This window comes from Shimia sp. R11_0 (assembly GCF_017744035.1).
Classification (GTDB): domain Bacteria; phylum Pseudomonadota; class Alphaproteobacteria; order Rhodobacterales; family Rhodobacteraceae; genus Shimia; species Shimia marina.
Genome location: NZ_JAGHQY010000002.1, coordinates 319,549 through 331,469, shown reverse-complemented (window position 1 = coordinate 331,469; position 11,921 = coordinate 319,549). Strand labels below are relative to the sequence as shown.

Sequence of the window (11,921 nt, the reverse complement as noted above, 5' to 3'; positions counted from 1 at the left end):
GGTCAGACCGTCAGCTTGAGTTCGGCAATGAGCGGCGCATCATCGCGCGCCATTGTGTCCAGAATGTCTTTGTACATCCGGCGTTTGTGTTCGCCAAAAATGCCACGCCCTTTGGAGAAGGTGGCGGCGAACGCCAGCGCGGCCTCCAAGGTGGCCTCGGCATCAGGAGCCGCCGTCAGCACATGATCTGCTTCCAACTCGGTTGCGGTTGCGCGACGCCCGGTGAGTTTCAGCTCATTGAAGCGGTATTCTGGAATGGCCTTGCGCACATAGGCAATCATGGAGGGCAGGAAGGGGATATTGATGTCCACTTCGGGGAAACAGAAATAGCCGCGATCGGCGCGCATGAAGCGGAAATCACAGGCACAGGCCAGCATGGCGCCATTGCCAAAGGCGTGTCCGGTGATGGCGGCAATCACCGGCATCGGGAAAGTGAGCAGCCGAGCAAAGACTTCGTTCATGTCATTCATGAAGCCGCGCATATCATCGAGATTGCCCGCCTGTTTGGCGGCCATCAACCAGTTGAGATCCACGCCCTGCGACCAGTTCTTCTCATCACTTGAGGTGATCACCACGGAGCGGATGGACTTGTCCTCTTCCGCTTGTTGCAGGGCCGCGAGCATGGCCTGAGCAAAGGCGGGGTTCTGGCGGTTTTCCCCGTTGTTGAGGGTCAGCAGGGCAGTTTTGCCGCGGGTTTCATAGGTGACGATTGACATGGAAGGCTCATTGATTAGGCAATTTGCCTGAAACTTTACCTTCACGTCAGCTATGCGGCAAACATGACCTTACGCAACATCGCGCTGCGCGCCGCGTCGCTTTGGAAATCCGGTATTTTTGGAGGAGGTGGAGCGGGTAGAGGGAATCGAACCCTCACCTTAAGCTTGGGAAGCTCGCATGATACCATTTCACCATACCCGCGCTCTGGGCTGAAGAGCTACTTTTAACCAGAGGGAAGGTCAAGTGGGTCTCTGGGGAATATTTTAGGTGCCAATTAAAGGGCGTGCGTTTTATTGAGATCACGGCAAGTTGGGCGGATCATAGGGGGTGGCTGGGTCGGATTGGCGTTCCGCCACAGTGGGATGGATGTGTGAGCCCGCCGCAATGTAGCGCGGCTGGGCGAGAGGGAGATAATATCCAAGCCAGTCTTTTTGGTCGGGATACCGGCTACGGCTGGCACGACGGGGAAAGATCTCCAGAAGGGGCCAGAATTTATGCAATTTCATCTGGCTGTGAAGCGGCGCTTTGGCATCGGGAGGCGAGATTGCGAGCCCCATGCGTTTGGTGACCTCATCCTCTTTGCCCAGCACATAGCGGTTGTAGAAAATATCTCGGAACACAAGAGCGCTGTCACTGTCGAGCGCGTCCAACTCCTCTCGCATCCATTGCATGGTGATTTTGGCCAATCCAGCCTCTGTTTCGGGGACTGAGCCAGCCACATCTGTGTGGGTGCCGGCAAACCAGACCTGTTTGACATCTTGATCTGGTGGATCTGATTTCTTTTTGAAGCGGTTGCCATAGTATTTTTGTCCGGGTTTCCAGAACTGATGTCGAAAGAAGCGGCGGGTTTCGTCGATGGCGAGTACATGGCGCACCGCCTTGACGCTGGGATTTTCATCGACGCTCGAATGGCTGCCAAATTCGATCAGGCTGCCCCATCGCAGGCGGATGCGGATCATGGAACTGACCGTGTCCCAGAGGCCAAGAAAGCGGATGGAAGGGTGGCGCATATGAAAGAACTGTTCGGAGATACGCAATGTCGCATAGTCTTTTGAGGTGCTGTCTGTGTGCAGTTTGCGCCAGGCTTTGAAGACCGGACCGACCAGATGCAGCTCATGCGGGGCAACCAGCCCAAAATCATTGATAAAACCTGCCAGCACACGCGCGGTATAAGCCCCGCGGGAATAGCCAAAGAAATAAAGCTGATCGCCGTCTTGGTAATTCTCACAGAGAAAAGCATAGGCATGCAGGACATTCTGATGCAGGCCAAGGCCTGCGGCCAGCCCTAAAAGCAGTTTGATTTTTGAAAAATAGCCGCGCGCGAAAGGTCTGGTGGAGAGTGTGCCAACACCGGGCTCGTAGTAGACCAGTTGCTGATTGTCATGTTTGAGGCATTTATAAATACGGAGAATGTTGCTTTCGTTTTTCTCGACTTCGTTGCCCGTGCCGTCCAGACAGATGATCAGTTTGCGCGCCATTCAGTCCACTCCCTCAAGCGCCGCAATCCTAGGGCTGAAGGGGGTGCGGGACAATTCTGGAATGAGATACCTTGCTATCCCCGCGGCCATTAGGCTTGCCGCAGGGATGTAGGTGCCTGTGTTAGCCCCGGCGTCGTCTGCGGCGACCGCCAGATGCATCACTGTCGCCGCCGCCGGTGTTGAAGCTGACCTCTGGCAGGGTCACGACCTCGCGCAGGATCGGGAAGGGATCTGCGGAGTTGGGCAGGGCAGAGGCGTTGACAAAATGCTCCTGAAAGCGCGGCTCGACGGCGGTTTCGATTTTCTCGATCTTGCGCACGAGCGTTTCGATGCTGTTGCGGGCGTCTTTGTTGAGCAAGGCGATGCGTGCGCCTGTTCCTGCTGCGTTGCCGGCGGAGGTGACTTTTTCCAGCGGACAATCAGGGATCATGCCCAACACCATGGCGTGTTTGGCGGAGATATGTGCGCCAAAGGCCCCGGCCAGCACCACACGATCCACCTCTGTCACACCGCGCTTGTCCATCAGCAGGCGCGCGCCGGAATACAGCGCGGCCTTGGCCATCTGAATGGCGCGGATATCGCCGTTGGTCACGGTGATGGGCTTCTGATCGGCGTCGCCCTCCCAGAGGGTGTAGGAATTGGTGCGCCCATCAAGGAAGCAGCGGGCGGAGCCGGTCTGTTCCGCGGAGCCGATCAGGCCAGAGGCATCCACGATGCCTGCGATGCGCATCTCGGCGATCACTTCGATGATGCCGGAGCCGCAGATGCCGGTGATGCCGGTGCCTGCAACAGCCGCAGCAAAGCCGTCTTCATCAGACCAGAGCTCACAGCCGATGACGCGGAAGCGGGGCTCTTTGGTGACGGGATCAATTTCCACGCGTTCAATGGCACCGGGGGCGGCGCGTTGGCCCGCGCTGATCTGTGCGCCCTCAAAGGCGGGGCCGGTGGGCGAAGAACAGGCGAGCACGCCGTTTTTGTCGCCGAGCAGGATCTCGGCATTGGTGCCCACATCGACCACAAGGGCGAGGTCTTCGGATTTGTCCGGTGCCTCGGAGAGCGCAACGCCTGCGGCATCCGCCCCCACGTGACCTGCGATACAGGGCAGCAGATAGGCGCGGGTGCCCGGCGCAATGGTGAGGCCCAGATCAGAAACTGCAAGTGAGAGCGCATCGGAGGTGGCCAGCGCAAAGGGGGCCTGACCCAGTTCAAACGGATCAATGCCAAGGAACAGGTGGTGCATGACCGGGTTCATCACAAAAACTGCATCGAGGATATGCGCAGGGTCGACCTCGGCGTCTTTTGCGATGTCGATCACAAGTTGGTTGAGACCTTCGCGCACGGCCTCTGTCATTTCCAGATCGCCGCCTTTGTTCATCATGGCATAGCTGACGCGGCTCATGAGGTCTTCGCCAAAGCGGATCTGAGGGTTCATGAGGCCCGAAGAGGCAACCACTTCGCCTGTGGCAAGATTGCAGAGGTGGCCTGCGATGGTGGTGGAGCCCAGATCAACGGCGAGGCCATAAAGCGGGCCTTCAAAATAGCCCGGCCAAAGCGCGATGATGCGCGGGGTCTGTGCCTTGTGATCCTGATGCAGCGCGGCGGTGACTTTCCATCCACCTTTGCGCAAAATCGGCTGCAATGGGCGCAGTAGGTGGGTGTCTATCTCTATTTCTGCAAACCCCGTGCTGGCCTTGAGCGCGGTGATGAGCCGTTCAAGATCACCAGAGGGTTTGTGCATGTCGGGTTCTTCCACCTCGACATAGGCCAGCTGTACGGTGCTGTTGAGGGTGATGTCCCGCACTTCGGCACGTTTGCGCACCACCTGTTTGTGGACCTGGCTTTCGGCGGGCACATCGATGACCACATCGCCCTGCACGGTGGCCTGACAGCCAAGGCGGCGCCCCTTGGTGAGGCCACGTTTGTCATCATAGCGCTGCTCAACCGCGTTCCAGTCGGAGAGCGCGTCTTCGGAGACGGTGACGCCATGTTTGGGGAATTCACCATAAGAAGGCGTGACCTGACATTTGGAGCAGATGCCACGCCCGCCACAGACCGAGTCCAGATCTACGCCAAGCTGGCGCGCGGCGGTCAGAATGGGGGTGCCAACCGGGAAATTTCCACGTTTTCCGGAAGGGGTGAAGATCACAAGTGGGTCACTGCTCATCAGTCTGCCTCGGGTCTGTTCGCTTGGGGCTCAACATAGCTGTCTGTCTGGGGAGTTAAAGCCAAAGAGCGGCATGGATTAACACAGGGGCGGCATGAAGGAGATTTTGCCGCAGGGGCTGCGCAGCCACAGCGCCGCCTGTTGCGGTGGGTTTTGCCCCGTCTGGCTGTGTGTTTGGCGAAGTTTTTGCCCCTGCGCTTCGCAGCGGGCGGATTAGGGGTTTTCCGCAGGTCAAGGCCGTGCGATAGGGACGTGCCAAATGATGACCCGCAACTGGAGATGTGCGATGGAGATTCGTGAGGCCCTCACTTTTGATGATGTTCTACTGGTGCCGGCGGCGTCGTCGGTGTTGCCGGCAACGGCGGATACGCGCACCAAGGTCACAAAATCCATTGATCTCAACATTCCGCTGCTGAGTTCGGCGATGGATACGGTGACCGAAAGCCGGATGGCTATTGCCATGGCGCAGGCCGGTGGCATGGGTGTGATCCACAAGAACCTGACTGCGGATGAGCAGGCGCGCGAAGTGCGTCGTGTGAAACGCTTTGAGAGCGGGATTGTCTATAACCCGGTCACGCTGACCCCCAATCAGACGCTGGCAGATGCCAAAGCGTTGATCGAGCGCTATCGCTTTACCGGATTCCCCGTGGTGGATGAGCAAGGGCGCGTGGTGGGCATCGTGACCAACCGTGACATGCGGTTTGCGCAAGCGGATGATACGCCGGTTCATGCCATGATGACATCCAATGATCTGGCCATGCTGGCAGAGCCTGCGGATCTGGAAGAAGCCAAGAGCCTGATGCGCGCGCGGCGCATTGAAAAACTTCTGGTGCATGATGGGCAGGGCAAGCTGACCGGTCTTTTGACGCTGAAGGACACCGAGCAGGCTGTGTTGAACCCAACCGCCTGTAAAGATGATCTGGGCCGTTTGCGGGTTGCGGCGGCGTCCTCTGTGGGCGACAGCGGCTTTGCGCGCTCTGAGATGCTGATTGACGCAGGGGTTGATATTGTTGTTGTCGACACGGCGCATGGGCACTCCGCAGGCGTGATTGAGGCGGTGAAGCGCATCAAAGCGCAGAGCACTGCCGTGCAGGTGATTGCGGGTAACGTTGCCACCGGTGAGGCCACACGTGCTTTGATTGATGCGGGTGCGGATGCGGTGAAAGTGGGCATCGGGCCGGGCTCGATCTGTACCACACGCATGGTGGCCGGTGTGGGTGTGCCCCAGCTGACCGCGATTGATGACTGTGCGACCGCCGCCGGTGATGTGCCGGTGATTGCGGATGGCGGCATCAAATTCTCCGGCGACTTTGCCAAAGCGATTGCGGCCGGTGCCAGCTGTGCCATGGTTGGCTCGATGATTGCGGGCACCGATGAAAGCCCCGGCGAGGTGATCCTTTATCAGGGCCGGTCGTTCAAATCATATCGCGGTATGGGCAGCCTTGGCGCCATGGCGCGTGGTTCGGCGGATCGCTACTTCCAGAAGGACGCGGCCAGCGACAAGCTGGTGCCGGAAGGCATTGAGGGGCAGGTGCCTTACAAGGGTCCAGCTGGCACTGTGGTGCACCAACTGGTGGGTGGTCTGCGCGCGGCGATGGGCTACACCGGCAATGCCACGGTTGAAGAGATGCGCAAGAACAGCAAATTTGTGAAAATCACCGGGGCGGGGCTCAAAGAGAGCCATGTGCATGACGTGCAGATCACGCGGGAAGCGCCAAATTATCGTATTGGCTGAATACTTGGCGCCTTTGGCGGTGCCGCGTTACGGAAAAAAGGGCTGGCCCATGTGGGTCAGCCCTTTTGCTTTGAATGTCGCGCTTAGAAGTCTGTCCAAAGCTCCTCTGCAGCATTGCTATCAGTGACGATTGGCACAGATTTTTGCACCGTTGGTTGTTTTGGCGCAGGCTGTGCCTTTTGTTCGGCGCTGCTGTCCTTTGCCTTGTCCTCATGCCAGTCCTGCTCGGAAACCTCAGGGGCGGTGGCGTTGGTTGGCTTGGCAGCTGTGCGTTTGTCCAGAGTGAAGTGATTGACCAGATCCGTCATGCTGGTGGCATCCGATTTCAGCAGGTGGGTGGCGGCGGTGGCCTCTTCGACCATGGCAGCGTTTTTCTGGGTCACCTGATCAAGCTGGGTCACGCCGGAATTGATCTCTCCGAGGCCAAGGGACTGTTCAGCTGCTCCCTCGGCAATGTCAGAGACCATCTGAGAGATATGCACCACGCGGTCGACGATTTTGGTCAGCGCTTTGCCGGTCTGCCCCACAAGCACAACCCCACGTTCTACGTGTTTTGAGGAATCGCTGATCAGGGTTTTGATCTCATTGGCGGCCTCAGAGGAGCTTTGTGCGAGTTTGCGCACTTCAGAGGCCACAACCGCAAAGCCCCGGCCCGCATCGCCCGCGCGGGCGGCTTCCACGCCTGCGTTTAGGGCCAGAAGGTTGGTTTGGAAGGCGATGTCATCAATCACGGAGATAATCTGTGAAATATGCGAAGAACTGTTCTCAATTTCGGTCATGGCATCAACAGCGTTGCGCACCACTTCGCCGCTTTCTTCGGCCTCCTGTTTGGCCTCCTGCATAGTGGTTTCCACGTTGCGTGCGCCGTCGGCCGCGGCTTTCACGGAGGTGGTGAGATCGTTGAGCGCGGCAGCGGTTTCTTCGAGTGTTGCGGCCTGGCCTTCGGTGCGTTGGGACAGCTCATCAGAGGCATGGCTGATCTCTGTAGCGCCGCTGTTGATTGACTTTGCAGCATCCACAACGTCGCTGAGGGTCTCGCTAAGGTTGGTCAACAGGTCGTTGAAGTCCGTGCGCAGCTTTTCGTAGGCGGTTGGGAAAGTTGTGTCGATTTTGGCGGTCAGATCGCCCTTGGACAGGGTCGAGAGGTGTTCAGAGAGCGTTTGTACCACCGAGTTCTGCTCGGCCGCAGCGGCTTTTTGATGCTCCTCCAGCTCCTTTTGACGCACCAGCGCATCTTTGAAAACATCCAGGGTGCGGGCCATATCCCCCAATTCGTTCTTGGCGTCGGTGAATGGGATGTCAGAGGCGGTATCTCCTTTGGCCAGATTATCCATACGTGTGCGCAGCGCGCCCATCGGTCCTGTGACGCTGCGCGTGATGAAAAAGGCCGACATTGCCAGCACCACCAAGATGCCGCCAAGGATCATCAGAGCCTTGTTGCGGATTTTTGCCATCTCCGCTTCGATATCGGAAAGGTATGCGCCCGTCCCAATGATCCAGCCCCAAGGCTCATACAGATAGGCAAAGCCTACCTTGGCCTCCTGAATATCGCTGTCTGGTTTCTGGAAATGATATACGATGGTGCCGCTGCCGTTTTCGACGGCGACCTTTTTCATTTCCTCAAAAATTTTAACGCCGTTGACGTCCTCCAGCGCTTGCTGGCTTTCTCCGATCCACTGAGGGCGATGCGGGTGGGCACGCATTTTGAAGTCGAGATCAAACGCGTACATGTATCCAGATTGGCCGTAAGAGAGGGCTTCCAGCTGGTCGCGTGCCATTTCCTGAGCCGCTTCCAGAGTGTATTTGCCGTCCTGTACTCCAGCCTCAAGGTTGACCAGAAGAGAGGTCGCAACTTCGGTCAGTTCCAAAAGACCTTTGTTATACATGCTCTCAGCAGTGTTGCGCATATGGTTCTGCATCAAAACTGTCAGAGTGATGGAGAGGGCCAGCGCAACGACAGCAAGTGCCGTGATACGGGCAGAAATCTTAGTCAGGAAGGCAGGCATAACAAACGTATCTCTTGGTTTTATAAGGTCTGGCCTGAATGTTTCCGGACGCACACTTAAGGAACTCTTATGTCTGGTGCTTTTCCTTGCGGCAGATGGGTGTTTTCCCGCTCGACGAGAGAGTATCGGAGCATATTCAGCTGGTTTTGGTGCGTCTGCGTGTTTTTTGGGCAGTACTGTCTCGCTTGCGGAGGCGTGGCAAGGTGCGGTAGGTGCGGCTGGTGCACACTCAGGGGAAGGTCCGATGACACCAGCAGCACGCGTTCAGGCGGCAATTGAGATTTTGGATCAGGTGCAGGCGGGCACGGTTGCGGAGCGCGCTCTGACCAATTGGGCGCGCAAGAGCCGCTTTGCGGGATCAAAGGACCGAGCTGCCATTCGCGACCATGTGTTTGACGCGCTGCGCCAGCGCAACTCTGCGGGCTTTCTGGGCCGCGGGTCGGATGGCCGCGCTTTGATGTTGGGGGTGCTGCGCGCCAAGGGGGAGACCTTGGAGGAGGTGTTTAGCGGTGCAGCTTATGCGCCGGCGGTATTGCAAGCCGGTGAAGCCATTGCCCCAGCGGGCGAGGCACCGCTTGATCTGCCGGATTGGCTCATTGACCCGTTACAGGAGAGTCTGGGGGCGGCGTTTGAGCGCACCGCAGAAGGCATGCGGCACCGTGCGCCCATTGTGCTGCGTGTCAATTTGGCAAAGACGTCGGTGACGCATGCGCAACACGCGCTTGAATCCGAGGGTATTCTCACCGCACCCATGGCGATGGTGGAGACAGCTCTCAACGTTTTGGAAGGGGCGCGGCGGATCAAACAATCCAAGGCCTTTCTGGAGGGTCTGGTAGAGCTTCAGGATGGGGCAAGTCAGGCCATGGTGGCGGCTTTGCCTTTGCGTGACGGGATGAAGGTGCTGGATTATTGCGCCGGGGGCGGTGGTAAATCTTTGGCCATGGCGGGGCGCGTTCCGCGCGCGACGTATTTTGCGCATGATGTGGATGCCAATCGCATGCAGGATATTGCTCCACGCTCCAAACGGGCAGGGGCAAAGATAGGTTTGCTGAATGCACCCGTTGAGGCGGCACCTTTTGATCTGGTGTTGTGTGACGCACCTTGTTCTGGCAGCGGTACATGGCGGCGCACGCCGGATGCCAAATGGCGCTTTACGGAAGAGGCGTTGCGGGATCTGGTTGCGGTGCAGGCAGAGATCTTGGATGCGTCACAGGCTTTGGTCAAAAAGGGCGGCGCGCTGTGTTATGCCACATGTTCGTTTTTGCGGGCGGAGAACACGGATCAGATTGACGCGTTTATGCAGCGTCACCCGGAGTTTACGCTGGAATGGCAGCGCAGTTACGGATTTGATGATGGCGGTGATGGTTTTTTTGGCGCTGTTTTGCGGCGCGCGTGAAAAACCAAAGCACTTTTCAGCATTCGTTAATGCGCAATTAAGATAATTCTACGTAAACTACTCGCGAAGAAGATTAAAAGGTGCAGACGTGACCCATCCGTCCGAGGCCGCACGGCCCTTGCCCCGCTTACAAATAGCGCCCTCTCATCACGCAGGAATACTTGCCGTGGCAGCCATTGCCATGGCGGTCACGGCTTTGGTTCTGGACCAGGGCATGCTGCGGCTTGCCATGATTTTGGCCAGTGGCCTTTTGGGGGGCGCTTGGGCTGCCACAGTTTTATTTGCCCTCAAGAAAGCGGCGGGGCGTCGCGCTGTGCTGGACCTGTTGCAGCGTCTGCAGGAGCAGGCGGATGACAAGGTGTTTGCCACCGATGGTGATGGGCGTTTGCTTTACGCCAACAAGGCTGCGCATGACGCAGGTGACGGTGCCCATGACCTTATGATCGATGTGCTGGCCGGGCAGGTGCTGGATGCAGAAACCAAAGTGGCAGATGCCATTGAGGCCTGTAAGACGTCTGGGCGTTTCGAGGAAGAAATTAACCTTCGAAACAGCACGGTGAAGCTCAAAGCTCAAGTGGTTGAGGCAGGGATTCTGGTCTGGGAAGTTCAAAAAGTTCAGGTGGTTTCTGATACTTCCGCCAGCGCTGGGAATACCCGTTTGCCCATGCTGACCGTTGGGCGTTCTGGAACGATTTTGTTTATGAATGCGGCCGCGCGGCAATTGCTGGGGGAGCGGAAAAAGACTTTGGTGGATATCTTCGGTGCGGGCGCCGATGATCTTAAGAATGCCAATCTGGTGCATACGGCGACAGGGGAGCAACAGTGCCTTGTGGCAGAATATGATACCACGGCCGGGCGGCGCGAGGTCTATATTCTGCCAACGGAAACGCAGGCTGTGCGCGATGGCGAAGTGCAGTTTGATGAGCTGCCCGTGGCGCTTCTCAAGCTTGAGCCGGAGGGGCGCGTCATTCTGGCCAACCGGGCCGCGCGCAATCTCTTGCAACAGGAGCTCTCCGCCGAAACGGTGATGAGCGATCTGATGGAGGGGCTGGGCCGGTCGATTCGCGATTGGCTGGTGGATGCAGCGGATGGGAAGACGGCCAATCTCAGCGAATTCCTGCGTCTGAAACGGGAAGACAAAGAGGTGATCGTGCAGGTCAGCCTCAACCGTGTGGTTGAGGGCAGCGGCGCGGCATTGATTGCGGTTTTGAGCGATGCCACGGAGCTGAAGTCGCTGGAGGCACAGTTTGTGCAAAGCCAGAAGATGCAGGCGATTGGACAGTTGGCAGGCGGTGTTGCGCATGATTTCAACAATCTGCTGACCGCCATTTCCGGTCATTGTGATTTGTTGTTGCTGCGTCATGACCAGGGCGATGGCGACTATGCTGATCTTATCCAGATCAATCAGAACGCCAACCGCGCCGCCGCGCTGGTGGGGCAGTTGCTGGCGTTCTCGCGCAAACAGAACCTGCGCCCAGAGGTGCTGGATCTGCGCAATACGTTGGCGGATTTGACTCATCTTCTCAATCGGCTGGTGGGCGAGCGTGTGTCGCTTAATCTTAATAATGATCCGGTGCTGCCGGCCATTCGCGCGGACAAACGCCAGTTGGAACAGGTGTTGATGAACCTTGTGGTGAACGCGCGCGACGCGATGCCGGAGGGGGGCGAAATTCAGATCATCACCGAAGGCGTGGAATTGTCTGAACCGCTGGAGCGGGACCGTGTGGTGGTGCCGGTGGGCAAATATGTTTCTGTTGCCGTGCGTGACGAAGGGATCGGTATTGCGCCGGACAAGATTCAGAAGGTGTTTGAACCTTTCTTTACCACCAAGCGCACCGGGGAGGGCACAGGCCTTGGCCTCAGCACGGCCTATGGCATCATCAAACAGACCGGTGGCTATATTTTTGTGGACAGCACAGAGGGTGTGGGCACCACATTCACGCTGATGTTCCCGGCCCATGGCGCAGCGGAAGCCTTTGTTGCGGCACCTGAAACAGTGGCGCGCCCGGATTTGCCTGCGGTGGAACACAGCGGTGTGGTGCTTTTGGTGGAAGATGAGGCACCGGTGCGCTCTTTTGCGGCGCGTGCATTGAAAATGCGGGGCTTTACGGTGCTGGAGGCGGCATCGGGGGAAGATGCGCTCGAGCTTCTGGCGTCGGAAAAACCGCGGGTTGATGTGTTTGTCAGCGATGTGATCATGCCCGGAATTGATGGCCCAAGCTGGATCCGTCAGGCCAGAGACGTTTATCCCGAGGTGCCGGTGATCTTTGTCTCCGGTTATGCGGAGGACAGTTTCTCCGATGATCAGGCACAGATTGAGAATTCAAGCTTCCTGCCTAAGCCTTTCTCGCTTGGGGATCTGACCGAGGCGGTGCAGGCCCGGGTTGGTAAAGCCTAAGACGGGGCAGTGAATGCGTTGCGCGCC

General features: G+C 57.8%; 7 protein-coding genes and 1 tRNA gene. 3 read left to right on the top strand and 5 right to left on the bottom strand.

Annotated features, from left to right (window positions below):
- Positions 1-2: 2 nt before the first annotated feature.
- From J7382_RS06120 to J7382_RS06105, 4 genes are all read right to left on the bottom strand, one after another.
- On the bottom strand, positions 3-716 hold the full coding sequence (locus tag J7382_RS06120) for an enoyl-CoA hydratase/isomerase family protein (RefSeq protein WP_209068018.1): 714 nt from the start codon (positions 714-716) through the stop codon (positions 3-5).
- A 128-nt stretch (positions 717-844) separates the two neighbouring features.
- A tRNA-Gly gene (locus J7382_RS06115) sits at positions 845-918 on the bottom strand.
- A 98-nt stretch (positions 919-1,016) separates the two neighbouring features.
- On the bottom strand, positions 1,017-2,195 hold the full coding sequence (locus tag J7382_RS06110; RefSeq protein ID WP_209068017.1) for a DUF2235 domain-containing protein: 1,179 nt from the start codon (positions 2,193-2,195) through the stop codon (positions 1,017-1,019).
- Between the two features lie 121 nt (positions 2,196-2,316).
- A complete protein-coding gene (locus J7382_RS06105) occupies positions 2,317-4,359 on the bottom strand; it encodes an ASKHA domain-containing protein (RefSeq protein WP_209068015.1) in 2,043 nt (680 codons plus the stop codon).
- A gap of 286 nt (positions 4,360-4,645) precedes the next feature.
- On the opposite strand from J7382_RS06105, the gene guaB reads away from it, so the two are divergent.
- Positions 4,646-6,094 (top strand): IMP dehydrogenase, encoded by a 1,449-nt coding sequence (gene guaB, locus J7382_RS06100; RefSeq protein ID WP_209068013.1) that lies wholly within the window; start codon positions 4,646-4,648, stop codon positions 6,092-6,094.
- Positions 6,095-6,177: 83 nt separating this feature from the next.
- Here the strand turns inward: guaB and J7382_RS06095 are convergent, their stop codons facing one another.
- On the bottom strand, positions 6,178-8,100 hold the full coding sequence (locus J7382_RS06095) for a methyl-accepting chemotaxis protein (protein WP_209068011.1): 1,923 nt from the start codon (positions 8,098-8,100) through the stop codon (positions 6,178-6,180).
- A gap of 244 nt (positions 8,101-8,344) precedes the next feature.
- Between J7382_RS06095 and J7382_RS06090 the strand changes: the two genes are divergently transcribed.
- Entirely contained in the window at positions 8,345-9,496 is a 1,152-nt protein-coding gene (locus tag J7382_RS06090; RefSeq protein WP_209068009.1) for an RsmB/NOP family class I SAM-dependent RNA methyltransferase, read from the top strand.
- A 166-nt stretch (positions 9,497-9,662) separates the two neighbouring features.
- On the top strand, positions 9,663-11,894 hold the full coding sequence (locus J7382_RS06085; protein ID WP_348540010.1) for an ATP-binding protein: 2,232 nt from the start codon (positions 9,663-9,665) through the stop codon (positions 11,892-11,894).
- Positions 11,895-11,921 lie beyond the last annotated feature (27 nt).